The organism is Sphingomonas sp. BL2, assembly GCF_056680015.1.
Window position 1 is genome coordinate 2,135,009 of sequence record NZ_CM155261.1, and the last position, 16,072, is coordinate 2,151,080.

Genomic DNA, 16,072 nt, shown 5'->3' on the forward strand with positions numbered 1-16,072 from the left:
CACAAAGGCCGCTACCCAGGGGAGGCCACCACCCCGGCGAAGGCCGGGGCCCAGTTGGGATAGCGGTGCGGTTCTATCTCAAGGGTTCACCCAACTGGGCCCCGGCCTCCGCCGGGGTGGCGGCGGAAGTGGGGTGAGGGTAACCCTTCCCCAACTTGTTCCCCCGCGAAGGCGGGGGCCCAGACTGGACCCCCGCCTTCGCTGGGGAACACTCTTCTACGTATGGCTCAAATATCCAGCGCCCACCCATCACGGCCCTTAGGATCGAACGGCCCCTCCGCCACGAACCTCATCGCGCCAGCCCGCAACCGAAGCACACTCCAATCCCCCCGCCGGTCGACCGCCTCGAGCGAACACCCGCAAGCCTCATACGCCGCGACAACCCCGGCCCGCTGCGTCTCCAGCAACCCGGCAAGAACAATCGTAGCCCCCACATCCGAAATCGAAGCGATCTCCGGCGCCATAGACACCAGCGGCCCCGCCAGAATGTTCGCGATCACCAGATCATACGGCGCGCGAGCCACGATCGCATCGTCCAGCGTGCCGTCCGCAACCACCAGATCGATCCCCTCGACCCCGTTCAGCGCCGCATTCTCCGCCGTCACATCGATCGAGACCGGGTCGATATCCGTCCCCATCACCGCAGCCGCAGGCCAAAGATGCGCCGCCGCAAACGCCAGCAACCCAGTCCCCGTCCCGATATCGATCACGTTCGCAAACGTCGCATCTGCCAACCCATCGAGCATCGCCAGACACCCGCTGGTCGTCTCGTGATGCCCCGTCCCGAACGCCCGGCTGGCCTCGATCAGGAACGCCCGCTTATCCGCCGGTACGGCGCCCGAATGTGCCCCGGTATGCACGAAGAACCGCCCGACCGACAAAGGCTCGAGCCCGGCCTGGCTCATCGTCACCCAGTCCGCATCGCCCAACCGCTCGACCGCGATCGCGGCCCCAGCTGCACTCGGCACCAGCGCCCGCACCGCCGCAACCGTGTCGGCCGCCGGCTCATGCTCGAAATACGCATCGAGCCGCCACGACTCGACGTCGTCCTCGATCTCCTCGGTGGTCATCAGCACGCCGTCGATCGTCAGCTCGCCACTCGCATCGATCGCCTCCGCCTCCGCCCGCGTGCAGGGGAGGGTGAGCTTCCAACTATCGGACATAGCTCGCCCCATTCACGTCGATCACCGACCCCGTCATCGAAGCCGGCGCCTCCAACGCGCAATACCGCGCGACCGAAGCGACCTCGGCAGGCTCCGCGACCTTGCCGAGCGGAATATCTGCCAGTAACGCATCACCGCCGCGGCTCGACAGATAATCCTCCGCCATCCCGGTCATCGTGAACCCCGGGCACACCGCAAACGCCAGAATGCCCTCCCGAGCATACCCCCGAGCAATGGTCTTGGTCATCGCCACCATCCCCGCTTTCGAAGCCGCATAATGCCAATGCGCCGGCGAATCCCCGCGATACGCCGCCCGGCTCGCGATATTGACGATCCGCCCACCGAACCCGCGCGCCTGCCAATGCAGCACCGCCAACCGGCACAGTTCAGCCGAAGCGGTCAGGTTGATCCGCATCGTCCGCTCCCACTGCGCGGTCCAGTCGTCATCGGCGAGTGGACTAGCCTCGAAGACCCCCGCATTGTTGATCAACACATCGATTGCGCCGCCCGCCTGCTCCAACGCAGCGTTCCACAACGCAGTCGGCCCCGCAGGATCACTAAAGTCAGCCGGGATACCGCTAGCGGTCCCATGCCCGATGACAGTCGCGCCGGCCTCGGTCAGCGCCGCATGAATAGCCGCGCCGATACCGCGGCTGGAGCCTGTAAGAAGAATGGTCATGCCGCACCTCTAGCGCGCGCCACGCCGCCCCGTCACGCCAATCCCGCACGCACGGACGATAGCCCGCGCCTAGGCCGCAACCTTCGCAACGAAATCGCCCGCGCTGTTCTTCAGGTTGCTGAGCCGCCCGTCGAGCACGTCGAACCCGCGACCCACCCCGTCGATCTCGGTCGCGACCGTCTCGGTATCCTCGCGGATCGCGGCGATCGTGTTGGACATCGAATCCGCCGCCAGCGCGGTCTCGTCCACCGCCGCGGTGATCGCAGTCACCGTCTGCGCCTGCGCCTCCATCGCGTAACGAATGCGGTCGGCGCTTTCCTGCACCTCGGCCACCGTCGACTTGATCGACGCATTCGTCTCCACGGTCGAGCGCGTCGCCGACTGGATCGCGGCGATCTTCGCGGCGATGTCGTCGGTCGCCCGCGCGGTCTGGTTGGCGAGGCTTTTCACCTCCTGCGCCACTACCGCGAACCCGCGCCCGGCATCGCCCGCGCGCGCCGCCTCGATCGTCGCGTTCAGCGCCAGCAGGTTGGTCTGCCCGGCAATGTCGCGGATCAGCCCCAGGATCGACTCGATCGACTTCGCATGATCGCTCAGCGTTTCCGACATGCCGACCGCCTGTCCAGCCTGCGCCGAGGCACGATTGGCGATCTCTGCGGCGGCCTCCACCTCGGTCCGCGCGTCCTCGATCGCGCGGATCAGGCCGGCGGCGGTCTGCGCCGCCTCGCGCATCGCCACCGCGGATTGCTCTGCGGCGGCCGCGACTTCGCTCGCCTTGCCAAGCACCGCCCGCGTCGAGGCGGAACTCCGCAGCGCCTGTTCGCGCAGCATATGCCCCTCGTCGGTCGCGGTCTCGACCATCGCCGCGATGCCGTCGCGGAATTCCGCCGCCAGCGTATCGCGCGCGACCTGCGCGGTATGCATCTGGTAGCGGTTATAGATCGCGACGGTGATCTCGCCCTCCAGCGCCGACAGCCGCATCAGCGTGTCGATGAACACCGGCAGCTTCGGGTCCGACCGATCGACCCGCCGCATCAGCACGTCGAGCGCGGCGCGGTCGCTCGCGCTGATCATCGACAGCAGCGCCATCGGCGACACGTCGGCGACATACGCCGTCGCGACCGACCGCTCGATCGATTCGATCCAGGCGCGTCCACTCGTGTCCAGGAAGCGATTGCGCAGGAACGTGCAGCCGATCTCGATCATCTGGTCGGTTTCGTGCGGCGCCCAGATCCGTTCGTCGGAAAAACACTGCAGCCACTGTTCCCAGAACGCCCTGGACACATGCGTGATCTCGGGCGCCAGCGCAGCCCAGACTTCGCGGCTCGCGCCGGTCAGCGATCCGTCGAAATCGAACACCCGCAGCCGCGCCATCAGGTCGACAGAGGCCGCGATCGAGCCGGGGGCCGGTAGGTCGTTGGTGGTCAAGACGGTGAACTCCGGATCGAATGTGCGACGCCAGCGCTACACACCATGTCTTAAGGGCTGGTTAGGGATCGACGTCACGTCACGTGCATGGCCATCGTGTCCCGCACGACATCACGCGCGCGGTGTCATGGGTTATCGGACCGGCCCCAATGGGTTGCATCGCAGCACGCGGTAGCTAATAGGTCGCCCAATCTATATATTCTGAACCAAGTTGTTTTGGTTCGTCATCTTCTGGTTCGAGGACTCCGCCCTTGGCATCGCGCAACCCGGCACGCCCGCTTTCTCCCCATCTGCAGGTCTATAAATGGGGCCCGCACATGCTGGTCTCGATCCTGCACCGCGTGACCGGCAGCGGGATGGCGACCGTCGGCAGCATCCTGCTCGTCTGGTGGCTCGCCGCGATCGCCGCGGGTGATCAGGCGTATGCGACCTTCGTCGATGTGTTCACCACAGACACCGGCCGGCTCAACATCCTCGGCTATATCGTCGCGGTCGGGCTGACGCTGTCGCTGTTCCAGCACATGATGACCGGCATCCGCCACTTCGTGCTCGATACCGGCGCGGGCTACGAACTGAAGCGGAACAAGATGGGCGCGATCGCGACGATGGTCGCTTCGGTCGCGCTGACGGTCGTGTTCTGGCTCTACATGGGGATCAAGTAATGGGTTCGGGTACGGCAATCGGTCGCGTCCGCGGCCTCGGCAGCGCCAAGCACGGCGCGCATCACTGGTGGCAGCAGCGCCTGACGGCGGGCGCGAACCTGTTCCTCATGCTCTGGCTCATGATCTCGGTCGCGCGGATGCCCGGCTATGAATATGCCGCGGTCCATCTGTGGCTGCAGTCGGCCTGGGTCGCAGTGCCGATGGCGCTGCTGATCCTGTCGGTCTTCTATCACTTCCGTCTCGGTCTTCAGGTCGTGATCGAGGATTACATGCACGACGAAAGCCGTGTCGTGACGATGATCCTCCTCAACCTGTTCACCTTCACGCTGGGCGGCATCGCCCTGTTCGCGATCCTGAAGGTCGCCTTCTCCGGAGCCCCCGCGTAATGTCAGCTGCCTACAAGATCATCGATCATACCTATGATGCGGTCGTCGTCGGTGCCGGCGGCTCCGGCCTGCGCGCGACGATGGGCATCGCCGAGAGCGGCCTGAAGACCGCGTGCATCACCAAGGTCTTCCCGACCCGTTCGCATACCGTTGCAGCCCAAGGCGGCATCGCCGCCAGCCTTGGCAACAACTCGCCGGATCACTGGACCTGGCACATGTTCGACACCGTCAAGGGCTCCGACTGGCTCGGCGACCAGGACGCGATCGAGTATCTGTGCCGGGAGGCCCCGCAGGCGGTCTACGAACTCGAACATGCCGGCATGCCGTTCAGCCGTAACGAGAACGGCACGATCTATCAGCGTCCGTTCGGCGGCCACATGCAGAACATGGGCGAGGGGCCTCCGGTCCAGCGCACCGCCGCCGCCGCCGATCGCACCGGCCACGCGATGCTCCACGCGCTGTATCAGCAGAGCCTGAAGTACAACACGGACTTCTTCGTCGAATATTTCGCGCTCGACCTGATCATGGAAAACGGCGTCTGCCGCGGCGTCATCGCGCTGTGCATGGAAGACGGCTCGATCCACCGCTTCCGCAGCCATCAGACCGTGCTCGCGACCGGCGGCTACGGCCGCGTCTATTTCTCGGCGACCTCGGCGCACACCTGCACCGGCGACGGCAACGCGATGGTGCTCCGCGCCGGCCTGCCGCTCCAGGACATGGAGTTCGTCCAGTTCCACCCGACCGGCATCTACGGCGCGGGCGTGCTCATCACCGAGGGCGCACGCGGTGAGGGCGGATATCTGACCAACTCCGAGGGCGAGCGCTTCATGGAGCGCTATGCCCCGTCGGCGAAGGACCTCGCCTCGCGCGACGTCGTCAGCCGCTCGATGGCGCTCGAAATGCGTGAAGGCCGCGGCGTCGGCAAGAACGGCGACCACATCTTCCTGCATCTCGATCACATCGATCCCAAGGTGCTCGCCGAGCGCCTGCCGGGCATCACCGAGACCGGGAAAGTCTTCGCCGGCGTCGATCTCACGCGCCAGCCGCTGCCGGTCACGCCGACCGTGCACTACAACATGGGCGGCATCCCGACCAACTTCCACGGTGAGGTCGTCAACCTCGTCGACGGCAACCCCGACGCGGTCGTCCCCGGCCTGTTCGCGGTCGGTGAAGCGGCCTGCGTCTCGGTCCACGGCGCCAACCGTCTCGGCTCGAACAGCCTGATCGATCTCGTGGTGTTCGGCCGCGCGACCGGCCTGCGCATCAAGGACACGCTGAAGCCCGGCACCGCGCACGCGCCGCTGCCCAAGGGTTCGGAAGACCTCGCGCTGACGCGTCTCGACCATTTCCGCAACGCTAGCGGCGGTTCGCCGACCGCGCAGATCCGTCTCGACATGCAGCAGACCATGCAGAAGCATTGCGCGGTGTTCCGCGACACCGAACTGCTGAACCAGGGCGTCGAGAAGATGGCCGGGATCTACAGCCGGATGACCGACGTCGCGGTGAAGGATCGCAGCATGATCTGGAACACCGATCTGGTCGAGACGATGGAGCTCGACAACCTGATCGGCCAGGCGGTGGTGACGATGAACTCGGCCGCCAACCGCACCGAGTCGCGCGGCGCACACATGCACGAGGATTTCCCCGAGCGCGACGATGCGAACTGGATGAAGCACACCATCACCACCTTCAACGGCTGGGGCGGCAACGGCGGCGAGACCAAGATCGATTTCCGCCCGGTCCACGACTACACGCTCACCGACGACATCGACTACATCAAGCCCAAGAAGCGGGTATACTAATGACCTGGGCCATCATCGCGATCGGGTTCCTCGTGCCCGTCGCGGTGGGGCTCCTGACGCGCTTCCAACCGATGATCGCCGGCTTCCTATGGCCGGTGGTCGTCGCGGTAGTGACCGCGGTCTACGTCTTCGGCATCGAACACCGCGGCGTGGGCGAAGAACCGCAAAAAATAGCGATCACCTTCTACGCACTCTTCTCGCTGGTGGGCGGCGTTCCCGGCGGCCTCGTAGGCTGGATTTTCCAATATAAGCGCGCGGCTAAGCAGGCAAACTAAGCGTCGTTCTAAAGTCCCGTCCTCCTGCGAACGCAGGAGCCCAGGATCACAAACGCCGCGCTCCGTTACCCTGGACTCCTGCGTTCGCAGGAGAACGGTCGGCTGCGACAAATATGCTACCGCTCAAGCCGCCCTGCCGCGATCTTGTACACCAGATTTCGGTCCCGCCGCCCGACTGCCACGACGATCACCGTCACTAAGCCATCGTCGACCCGGTACACCAACCGATACCCCGCGGCCCGCAGCTTGATCTTGTAGCACCCGGTCATCCCGCTCAGCCGCGCGCTCGCGATATGCGGTTCGCCCAACCGCTCAGTCAGCTTCGCCTTGAACTGTTCACGAACATTGGCGCCAAGCTTCTCCCACTCCCGCAGCGCGCTCGGCAGGAAAGCGAGACTATAGGTCGCCAAGCGACACCGCGACCGGCACCTCGTCGGCACGCGCCCGAACCAGGTCTGCCAGTTCGACGTCCTCCAATCGATCCATCAATTCTTCCCAAGCCGCCGCCGGCACCAGATACGCGGCAGGCGTATTCCGATTGAGCACGGCCACCGGAAATCCGCCCGCAGCCTCGATGACCCCAGACGGATTCTTCTTCAGGTCGCTGATGCTAACCGTAGCGCCGGCAAATATGGTCTCGATCATGACCAGTCTATAGCACGTCGAACAGGTCAGACCAAGTCGCCGTGCTGATATGCGGCAATACCCTCGGAACCCTCCGCCCCCGCAAAAGTTTGCCGCGGCATGACCGACACATCCCCCGCCTCGAACGCCCGCAACTACCCGTTGCTGGCCGCCCCCCACATCCACCTCCACGGCCCCGTCGACGACGCGATGTACGACACTTTCAAGTCGCAGCTGGTCGCCGCGCCCACCGAAGGCCCGCTGGTTGTTTCGATCACCACGCTCGGCGGCGACCCCGAAGTCGCGCGCGCGATGGGCGACAACATCCGCCTGCTCCGCGAATACACCGGCCGCGAGACGCTGTTCCTCGGCAAGGTCGCGGTCTATTCCGCCGGCGCGACGTTCATGTCCGCTTTCCCGGTCGACAGCCGCTTCCTCACGCGCAACAGCCGCATCATGATCCACGAGCGCCAGATGCAGAGCACGATCGAACTCAACGGCCCGCTCAACACGCTCTCCTACACGCTAAAGGCGAAGCTCCACGAGATCGAGGACTCGATCAACATCCAGGAGGAAGGCTTCCGCGCGATCGTCGAGGGTTCGAAGGTATCGCTCGAGGAATTGAAGAAGAAGGCCCCCTCCAACTGGTACATCGAAGCCGAGGAAGCCCGCGACCTCGGGCTCGTCCTCGACATCATCTGACCCGGCCCGAGCAGCCGACGTGACAGCGGGTGTGACGCATGTTGCACCCGCGAAGCTAAGGATTTGCGGGGAGGGCCCCTGTCATGTATCGGCTCTGACAACCTATAATCACACCACGGACGGACCGCTCGCAATGGCCGAATTCTCGCTCCCGAAAAACAGCGTCGTCAAGAAGGGCGTTAAGCACGCCTCGACCAGCGGGGGTAAGCGTCTCAAATCGTTCAAGGTCTACCGCTACGATCCCGACAGCGGCGAGAACCCGCGCTACGATAATTTCGAGCTCGATCTCGACGATACCGGCCCGATGGTGCTCGACGCGCTGATCAAGATGAAGAGCGAGCAGGATTCCTCGCTCACCTTCCGCCGCTCGTGCCGCGAGGGCATTTGTGGCTCGTGCTCGATGAACATCAACGGCAAGAACGGCCTCGCCTGCACGACCGCGATCGAGGATTGCAAGGGCGAGGTCCAGATCACGCCGCTGCCGCACATGGACGTGATCAAGGACTTGGTCCCCGATTTCACGCATTTCTACGCGCAGTACTCGTCGATCAAGCCGTGGCTGCAGACCGTCACCCCGCCGCCCTCCGGCAAGGAGCGCCTCCAGTCGCCGGAAGACCGCTCGAAGCTCGACGGCCTCTACGAGTGCATCCTGTGCGCGTGCTGCTCGACCTCGTGCCCGAGCTACTGGTGGAACGCCGACAAGTTCCTGGGGCCGGCGATCCTGTTGCAGGCCTATCGCTGGCTCGCCGACAGCCGCGACGAGATGACCGGCGAGCGCCTCGACGAGCTCGAGGATCCGTTCCGCCTGTACCGCTGCCACACCATCATGAACTGCGCGAACGCGTGCCCCAAGGGTCTCAACCCCGCCAAGGCGATCGCCGAGATCAAGAAGATGGAAGCCGAACGGATCGTCTGATCCCTTCGATACGGGCCTTCGACTTCGCTCAGTCCCTACTCAGGACGAACGGGGGGTATAAATTTCCGTTCGTCCTGAGTAGCTGCTGAGCTTGTCGAAGCGGCGTATCGAAGGACAGGTTGTTGACCACCCCCCATTTCGTCGAAGCCGAAGACCCCGCCAACCCCGGCTGGCGCCGCTGGTCGCTCTCCGACCCCACCCGTTTCAACACGCTGCTCGGCCCCATGCTCTACCGCGTCGACGGCCACACCGTCCGCGTCCGCATCACCCCCGAGCACCGCCATTCGAACCTCCAGAACAACGTCCACGGCGGCGCGCTCCTCGCATTCATCGACGTCGCCCTGTTCGCCGCCGCCAGAGGCTTCGGCCTGATCACCGCCGGCACCGCGGTGACGCTCGATCTCAACACCCAATTCATCGGCGGCGGCCGCATCGGCGAGCCGATCGAGGCGCAGGTCGAGGTGCTCAAGGAAACCGGCCGCCTCTTGTTCCTCCGGGGTCTCGTGGTGCAAGGGGACGACGAAACCAAGATCGCCGCCTTCTCGGCCACGATCCGCAAGCCGACTGCCAGATAGCACCGGCACCTCACTGTTCTCCCGCGCACGCGGGAGTCCAGGAGTCAGATACACAACGCCTGGGGGCCTGGGCCCCCGCCTGCGCGGGGGAACGGAAATGACTGTACTCAAGGCCTATGAGGCGCTGGTCGCATCCGGCGAACTCCGCCCCGACCCCGAACAGGCCGCTGCCGCTGCCCGCCTGAACACCCTCGCCACCGAACTCGCCACCCCCAAATCCACCGGCTTCTTCGCGCGCTTCTCCAAGAAAGCAGACCCCCGCGGCGTCTACCTGTGGGGCGGCGTCGGCCGCGGCAAGTCGATGCTGATGGACCTGTTCTTCGCCAACGCGCCCGTCGACAAAAAACGCCGCGTCCACTTCGGCGAGTTCATGCTCGAGGTCCACGCGCGCATCGCCGCCGAGCGTCGCAAGGAAGTCGGCGACCCGATCGTCCCCGTCGCCACCGCGATCGCCGACGAGACCCGCCTGCTCGCGTTCGACGAGATGATGGTCACCAACAGTCCCGACGCGATGATCCTGTCGCGGCTGGTGACCTCGCTGCTCGATTCCGGCGTGATGATCGTCACTACGTCCAACCGCCCGCCCGCCGATCTCTACAAGAACGGCCTCAACCGCGAGCATTTCCTGCCCTTCATCGCGACGATCGAGCATCGCCTCGACGTCCTCCCACTCAACGGCCCGGTCGACTATCGCCGCGACCGTCTCGGCAGCCAGGACACATGGCTCGTCCCCAACGGCCCCGAGGCCACCGCGCAACTCTCCACCGCATTCTTCCGCCTCACCGACTTCTCGACCGACGACAGCGAGCACGTCCCCGCCGAAGACCTCGTGGTGCAGGGCCGCACGCTGCGAGTGCCGAAATCCCTGAAGGGCGTCGCGGTGTTCAGCTTCAAGAAGCTTTGCGGCGAGGCGAGGGGAGTGGCCGACTACCTCGCCATCGCGCGGAAGTTCCACACCGTCATCCTGGTCGGCATCCCCAAGCTCGGCCCCGAAAACCGCAACGAGGCGGCGCGGTTCGTCGCGCTGATCGACGCGCTGTACGAGCACAAGGTGAAGCTCCTCGGCGCTGCCGATGCGCAACCAGGCGACCTCTACGAAAGCGGCGATGGCAGGTTCGAGTTCGACCGCACGATCAGCCGCCTCGAAGAGATGCGGTCCGAGGACTATCTCGCGGAAGGACACCTCTAACCCGATCCACACCACCCCGGCGAAGGCCGGGGCCCAGTTGGAAAGGTCGTCGTAACGATGAACTGTGCGCAGTTAGCACTGTCCCCCAACTGGGCCCCGGCCTTCGCCGGGGTTACAGTGTTAAACGCAGAACACCTTATTGCATATGCGAACTACTCGCAATAATACCCCGCTTTTGTCCTTTTAGCGGTTGCCGTAGCGGGATAATGCGCGTAACCGGCGTCACCAATCACCCCGCACATCAGACGGAGACGGATTGGAATGGCTCGCAAGAAGATCGCGCTGATCGGCGCCGGTAACATCGGCGGTACGCTCGCGCACCTCGCAGCACTCAAGGGCCTTGGCGATATCGTCCTGTTCGACGTCGCCGAGGGCATCCCCCAGGGCAAGGCGCTCGACCTGTCACAGTGCGGCCCGGTCGAAGGCTTCGACTCGCAGATCACCGGCTCGAACGACTACGCCGACATCGCCGGCGCGGACGTCATCATCGTCACCGCCGGTGTCGCGCGCAAGCCCGGCATGAGCCGCGACGACCTGCTCGGCATCAATTTGAAGGTCATGAAGGCCGTCGGCGAGGGCATCAAGGCCAACGCCCCGAACGCATTCGTGATCTGCATCACCAACCCGCTCGACGCGATGGTGTGGGCGCTCCGCGAGTTCTCGGGCCTGCCGCACCACATGGTCGTCGGCATGGCCGGCGTGCTCGACTCGGCACGCTTCAGCCACTTCCTCGCCGACGAGTTCAAGGTCTCGGTCAAGGACGTCACCAGCTTCGTGCTCGGCGGCCACGGCGACACGATGGTCCCGGTCATCAGCTACTCGACCGTGTCGGGCATCCCGGTTCCCGATCTCATCGCGATGGGCATGTCGAGCCAGGAAAAGATCGACGCGATCGTCAAGCGCACGCGCGGCGGCGGCGGCGAGATCGTCGCACTGCTGAAGACGGGCTCGGCCTATTACGCGCCGGCGACCAGCGGCATCGCGATGGCGGTGGCGTATCTATACGACCAGAAGCGCGTGCTGCCGGCGGCGGCGTATGTGTCGGGGGAGTACGGCCTCACCGATCTGTACGTCGGCGTGCCGGTGGTGATCGGTGCTGGCGGCGTCGAGAAGATCGTCGAGATCAAGCTGGACGACGAAGCCAAGCAGAACCTCACCGTGTCGGTCGATGCGGTGAAGGAGCTGATCGTCGCCTGCAAGGGTATCGATGGTTCGCTGAACTGATTTGAGGTGAGGTAACGAACCAAAAGGAGTAACCACCACCCCGGCGAAGGCCGGGGTCCAGTTGGGAAAGCCGAATGATGGAAGAACAAGCGTTCGTCTACATCATGGCCAACTTTCCCAACGGTGCGATCTACCTCGGTTCGACCGTAAACCTGCCGAAGCGTGTGTGGGAGCACCGCAACGGTTTCGGCGGTTTCACCAAGCGTTACGGCTGCAAGATCCTCGTCTGGTACGAGGCCTGCGGCGAATGGGAAGCGACACGGCAGCTCGAGCTGCAAATGAAGGAGTGGAAGCGGGCCTGAAAAGTGCGTGAGATCGAGGGGTTCAATCCTGCTTGGGATGACCTGTACGATCGTATCGCGTTACCATGACCGCCTTCCCAACTGGACCCCGGCCTTCGCCGGGGCGGACCGGACTGGAGATAGAATGAGCATCCTCGTCGACAAGAACACCAAGGTCATCACGCAAGGCATGACCGGCGAAACCGGCAGCTTCCACACCAAGATGGCGCTGGAATACGGCACGCAGATGGTTGGCGGCGTCACGCCCGGCAAGGGCGGCACCACGCACCTCGACCTCCCCGTCTACAACACCGTCGCCGAAGCCAAGGCGATGACCGGCGCGACCGCGTCGGTCATCTACGTGCCGCCCCCCTTCGCCGCCGATTCGATCCTCGAGGCGATCGACGCCGAGATCGAGCTGATCGTCGCGATCACCGAGGGTATTCCGGTGCTCGACATGGTCAAGGTCAAGCGCGCGCTGTCGGGCTCCAAGTCGCGCCTCATCGGCCCGAACTGCCCCGGCGTGCTGACCCCCGGCGAGTGCAAGATCGGCATCATGCCCGGCTCGATCTTCAAGAAGGGCTCGGTCGGCGTTGTCAGCCGTTCAGGCACGCTCACCTATGAGGCGGTGTTCCAGACGTCGAACGCAGGCCTTGGTCAGACGACCGCGGTCGGCATCGGTGGCGATCCGGTCAACGGCACGAACTTCATCGACGTGCTCGAGCTGTTCCTCGCCGACGACGAAACCCAGTCGATCATCATGATCGGCGAAATCGGCGGCGACGCCGAGGAGCAGGCGGCACAGTTCCTCCGCGACGAAGCCAAGCGCGGTCGGTCGAAGCCGATGGCAGGCTTCATCGCCGGTCGTACGGCGCCTCCGGGCCGTCGCATGGGCCATGCCGGCGCGATCGTGTCGGGCGGCAAGGGCGACGCGGAGAGCAAGATCGCGGCGATGGAAGCTGCCGGGATCAAGGTCTCGGAGAGCCCCAGCCTGCTCGGCGAGACGCTGCTGAGCGTGTTGAAGGGTTGAGCTGACTACCCCTCTCCCCCCGGGGAGAGGGAAGGAGCTGCCGAAGGGCTCCCGTGAAAGTAGCACTTTCATGGGGTTCTGGGGCAGCGGAAGGGTGAGGGCAGGTGACCGCCCGTGCCCTCACCCTCCCACCCGCAAGTGCGGGCGGGCCCCTCCTTCTCCCCCGCGGGGAGAAGGACACTGAGGACGAGAACGATGGGCTACGAAGGCCAGGATTTCAGCGATATCGCAGCCGGCGTCAGCCCGGCGTTCGTGGAGACGCTCTACGCCAAGTTCAACGCGGACCCGGCCTCGGTCGAATCCGGTTGGCGCGCGTTCTTCGAGGGTCTCGAAGGCTCGGCGCAGGGCCCGAGCTGGGAGAGCGCCCGCTGGCCGCTCACCACCACGGATGACCTGACCGCAGCGCTCGATCCCACCCAGATGGAGCCCGCGCCCAAGCCCGCAAAGGGGGGCAAGCCCGCTCCCGCAGCAACGGCACCCGCGCCCGTCTCGAAGGAAGAGATCGCCAAGGCCGCGGCCGATGCGATCCGCGCGCAGCTGCTCGTCCGCACCTACCGCGTCCGCGGCCATCTCGCCGCCAACCTCGATCCGCTCGGCCTGTCCAAGCGCGAGATGCCCGAGGATCTGAAGACCGAATATCACGGCTTCTCCGACGCCGACATCGATCGGAAGGTCTATCTCGGCGGCACGATGGGCTTCGAATGGGTCTCGATCCGCGAGCTCGTCGACACGTTGCGCAAGAACTATTGCGGCAATGTCGGCCTCGAATACATGCACATCTCCGACGTCGAGGAGCGCCGCTTCCTCCAGGAGCGCATGGAGGGCCAGGACAAGGCGATCGAATTCTCCACCGACGGCAAGAAGGCGATCCTCACCAAGGTGATCCAGGCCGAGCAGTGGGAGAAATTCCTCGGCAAGAAGTATGTGGGCACGAAGCGCTTCGGGCTCGACGGCGGCGAATCGATGATCCCCGCGCTTGAGAGCGTGATCAAGTATGGCGGGCAGATGGGCGTGCGCGAGCTCGTCATCGGCATGGCGCATCGCGGTCGCCTCAACGTGCTGGCGAACGTGATGGCCAAGCCGTTGCGCGTGATCTTCCACGAATTCGCCGGCGGTTCGGCCAACCCCGACGACATCGGCGGTTCGGGCGACGTGAAGTATCACCTCGGCACCAGCACGGATCGCGAGTTCGACGGCCACAAGGTTCACATGAGCCTCGTCGCCAACCCGTCGCATCTCGAAGCCGCCGACCCGGTCGTGCTCGGCAAGACGCGCGCGATCCAGACGCTCAACAACGACCTGAAGGACCACGTGGCGAGCCTGCCCGTGCTGATCCACGGCGACGCGGCGTTCGCGGGGCAGGGGATCGTCTGGGAGTGCCTCGGCTTCTCGGGCATCCGCGGCTACAACACCGGTGGCTGCGTCCACTTCATCATCAACAACCAGGTCGGCTTCACGACCTCGCCGCAGTTTGCGCGCTCGTCGCCCTACCCGTCGGACGTCGCCAAGGGCGTCCAGGCGCCGGTCTTCCACGTCAATGGCGACGATCCCGAGGCGGTTACCTTCGCGACCAAGATGGCGATGGAATTCCGCCAGAAGTTCCACCGCGACATCGTCATCGACATGTGGTGCTATCGCCGCTTCGGCCACAACGAGGGCGACGAGCCGTCCTTCACGCAGCCGCTGATGTACGACATCATCCGCAAGCACCCCGGCGTCAGCTCGGTGTACGGCGATCGCCTGATCAAGGAAGGCGTGATCGACCAGCCCTGGATCGACGAGAACGTGAAGCAGTTCACGCTCCGCCTCGAGGGTGAGTTCGAAGCCGGATCGTCGTATAAGCCCAACAAGGCGGACTGGTTCGGCGGTCGCTGGACCGGCCTCAGCGCGCCCACGGATGGCGCGTCGGCACGCCGCAACGTCGAGACCGGTCTCAGCACGAAGCTGTTCGACTCGCTCGGCCGCACGCTGACGACGATCCCGGACAGCGTGAAGATCCACAAGACGCTCAACCGCGTGATCGATGCCAAGCGCGAGATGTTCAAGTCGGGCAAGGGCTTCGACTGGGCGACCGGCGAAGCACTCGCATTCGGCGGCCTGCTCTCGGAAGGCTATGGCGTCCGTCTGTCCGGCCAGGATTCGGGCCGCGGCACCTTCTCGCAGCGCCACGCCGTCTGGGTCGACCAGACCGACGAGCATAAGTACGTGCCGTTGCAGGAAATCGAACACGGTCGTTTCGAAGTGCTCGACAGCCCGCTCAGCGAATACGGCGTGCTCGGATTCGAATATGGCTACGCGCTCGCCGACCCGAAGACCTTGGTCCTCTGGGAGGCGCAGTTCGGCGATTTCGTCAACGGCGCGCAGATCATGATCGATCAGTTCATCACGTCCGGCGAATCGAAGTGGCTTCGCGCCAACGGCCTCGTGATGCTGCTCCCGCACGGCTATGAAGGGCAGGGGCCAGAGCATAGCTCGGCACGTCCCGAGCGCTTCCTCCAGTCGTGCGCGGACGACAACATCCAGGTCGCGAACTGCACCAGCCCGGCGAACTATTTCCACCTGCTTCGCCGGCAGATGCACCGCAATTTCCGCAAGCCGCTGATCGTGATGACGCCGAAGTCGTTGCTCCGTCACAAGCTAGCCGTCTCGAACGCGGAGGATTTCCAGGGCGACAGCCACTTCCGCCGCCTGTTGTCGGATACCAACCCGGCCGCCGACGTCGATACGAAGCGTCTGGTCCTGTGCACCGGCAAGGTTGCGTACGACCTGATCGAGGCACGCGATGCGGCGGGCGACACCGACACGCAGATCGTCCGCGTCGAACAGCTCTATCCCTTCCCCGGCAACCCGATCGCCGAGCGCGTCGCGCGGATGCCGAACCTGGAGGAGATCGTCTGGGCGCAGGAAGAGCCGAAGAACAACGGCTATTGGTTCTTCGTCGAGCCGCTGATCGAGGAGGCGCTGGCAACGGTCGATTCCCGCGTGAAGCGCGCGCGTTACGCCGGGCGCAACGCCTCGGCATCGCCCGCGACCGGCCTGATGAAGCGTCACCAGGCCGAACAGGGCGCGCTCGTCGCCGACGCGCTCGGCCACAGCGTCCGCGACGAAATCCGCCGCACCCGCGCAAACTAAGTTT

Annotated in this window: 17 protein-coding genes; 12 read left to right on the top strand and 5 right to left on the bottom strand. The window is 64.9% G+C overall.

The features are described 5' to 3' along the window. Positions 1-227: 227 nt before the first annotated feature. The 3 genes from AC1ME3_RS09885 to AC1ME3_RS09895 all read right to left on the bottom strand — a co-directional run bounded on the left by AC1ME3_RS09885 (position 228) and on the right by AC1ME3_RS09895 (position 3,216). Positions 228-1,163, bottom strand: a complete 936-nt coding sequence (locus AC1ME3_RS09885; RefSeq protein ID WP_480953031.1) for a 50S ribosomal protein L11 methyltransferase — start codon at positions 1,161-1,163, stop codon at positions 228-230. After that, complete coding sequence (locus tag AC1ME3_RS09890) at positions 1,153-1,842, bottom strand: SDR family NAD(P)-dependent oxidoreductase (protein ID WP_480953032.1); 690 nt, start codon at positions 1,840-1,842, stop codon at positions 1,153-1,155. Before AC1ME3_RS09890 ends, AC1ME3_RS09885 begins: the two co-directional genes overlap by 11 nt. A 69-nt stretch (positions 1,843-1,911) precedes the next feature. Further along, positions 1,912-3,216 carry a methyl-accepting chemotaxis protein gene (locus AC1ME3_RS09895; protein ID WP_235524632.1) on the bottom strand — a complete coding sequence of 435 codons (1,305 nt, stop codon included), beginning with the start codon at positions 3,214-3,216 and terminating at the stop codon, positions 1,912-1,914. 305 nt (positions 3,217-3,521) lie between these two features. Between AC1ME3_RS09895 and sdhC the strand changes: the two genes are divergently transcribed. Genes sdhC through AC1ME3_RS09915 form a run of 4 tightly spaced genes read left to right on the top strand, consistent with a single transcriptional unit; the run spans position 3,522 to position 6,395 of the window. Beyond that, positions 3,522-3,932: a succinate dehydrogenase, cytochrome b556 subunit gene (gene sdhC, locus AC1ME3_RS09900; RefSeq protein WP_480953033.1), complete on the top strand. Its 411-nt coding sequence runs from the start codon at positions 3,522-3,524 to the stop codon at positions 3,930-3,932. Beyond that, complete coding sequence (gene sdhD / locus AC1ME3_RS09905) at positions 3,932-4,318, top strand: succinate dehydrogenase, hydrophobic membrane anchor protein (protein ID WP_480953034.1); 387 nt, start codon at positions 3,932-3,934, stop codon at positions 4,316-4,318. The genes sdhC and sdhD overlap by 1 nt, the downstream gene beginning before the upstream one ends. Then, positions 4,318-6,120: a succinate dehydrogenase flavoprotein subunit gene (gene sdhA, locus AC1ME3_RS09910; RefSeq protein WP_480953035.1), complete on the top strand. Its 1,803-nt coding sequence runs from the start codon at positions 4,318-4,320 to the stop codon at positions 6,118-6,120. The genes sdhD and sdhA overlap by 1 nt, the downstream gene beginning before the upstream one ends. After that, positions 6,120-6,395: a hypothetical protein gene (locus AC1ME3_RS09915; protein ID WP_480953036.1), complete on the top strand. Its 276-nt coding sequence runs from the start codon at positions 6,120-6,122 to the stop codon at positions 6,393-6,395. Before sdhA ends, AC1ME3_RS09915 begins: the two co-directional genes overlap by 1 nt. 116 nt (positions 6,396-6,511) lie before the next feature. Here AC1ME3_RS09915 and AC1ME3_RS09920 read toward each other — a convergent pair whose 3' ends face one another. Next, the gene (locus tag AC1ME3_RS09920; protein WP_333929349.1) at positions 6,512-6,805 is read right to left on the bottom strand and encodes a type II toxin-antitoxin system RelE family toxin; all 294 of its coding nucleotides are present in this window, start codon (positions 6,803-6,805) and stop codon (positions 6,512-6,514) included. Then, positions 6,792-7,040 (bottom strand): type II toxin-antitoxin system Phd/YefM family antitoxin, encoded by a 249-nt coding sequence (locus AC1ME3_RS09925; protein ID WP_107964063.1) that lies wholly within the window; start codon positions 7,038-7,040, stop codon positions 6,792-6,794. The genes AC1ME3_RS09920 and AC1ME3_RS09925 overlap by 14 nt, the downstream gene beginning before the upstream one ends. A 99-nt stretch (positions 7,041-7,139) precedes the next feature. Between AC1ME3_RS09925 and AC1ME3_RS09930 the strand changes: the two genes are divergently transcribed. The 8 genes from AC1ME3_RS09930 (at position 7,140) to AC1ME3_RS09965 (ending at position 16,068) form a co-directional block, all read left to right on the top strand. Beyond that, positions 7,140-7,721: a ClpP family protease gene (locus AC1ME3_RS09930; protein ID WP_060524030.1), complete on the top strand. Its 582-nt coding sequence runs from the start codon at positions 7,140-7,142 to the stop codon at positions 7,719-7,721. Between the two features lie 133 nt (positions 7,722-7,854). Continuing rightward, positions 7,855-8,637, top strand: a complete 783-nt coding sequence (locus AC1ME3_RS09935; protein ID WP_056060672.1) for a succinate dehydrogenase iron-sulfur subunit — start codon at positions 7,855-7,857, stop codon at positions 8,635-8,637. A gap of 122 nt (positions 8,638-8,759) precedes the next feature. Next, entirely contained in the window at positions 8,760-9,212 is a 453-nt protein-coding gene (locus tag AC1ME3_RS09940) for a PaaI family thioesterase (RefSeq protein WP_480953037.1), read from the top strand. A gap of 97 nt (positions 9,213-9,309) precedes the next feature. Beyond that, the gene (gene zapE / locus AC1ME3_RS09945) at positions 9,310-10,401 is read left to right on the top strand and encodes a cell division protein ZapE (protein WP_480953038.1); all 1,092 of its coding nucleotides are present in this window, start codon (positions 9,310-9,312) and stop codon (positions 10,399-10,401) included. 261 nt (positions 10,402-10,662) lie between these two features. Further along, positions 10,663-11,625 (top strand): malate dehydrogenase, encoded by a 963-nt coding sequence (mdh, locus tag AC1ME3_RS09950; RefSeq protein WP_480953039.1) that lies wholly within the window; start codon positions 10,663-10,665, stop codon positions 11,623-11,625. A 74-nt stretch (positions 11,626-11,699) separates the two neighbouring features. After that, positions 11,700-11,927 (top strand): GIY-YIG nuclease family protein, encoded by a 228-nt coding sequence (locus tag AC1ME3_RS09955; protein WP_480953040.1) that lies wholly within the window; start codon positions 11,700-11,702, stop codon positions 11,925-11,927. 124 nt (positions 11,928-12,051) lie between these two features. Next, a complete protein-coding gene (sucD, locus tag AC1ME3_RS09960) occupies positions 12,052-12,936 on the top strand; it encodes a succinate--CoA ligase subunit alpha (RefSeq protein WP_056047458.1) in 885 nt (294 codons plus the stop codon). 195 nt (positions 12,937-13,131) lie between these two features. Beyond that, positions 13,132-16,068: a 2-oxoglutarate dehydrogenase E1 component gene (locus AC1ME3_RS09965; protein ID WP_480953041.1), complete on the top strand. Its 2,937-nt coding sequence runs from the start codon at positions 13,132-13,134 to the stop codon at positions 16,066-16,068. Positions 16,069-16,072 lie beyond the last annotated feature (4 nt).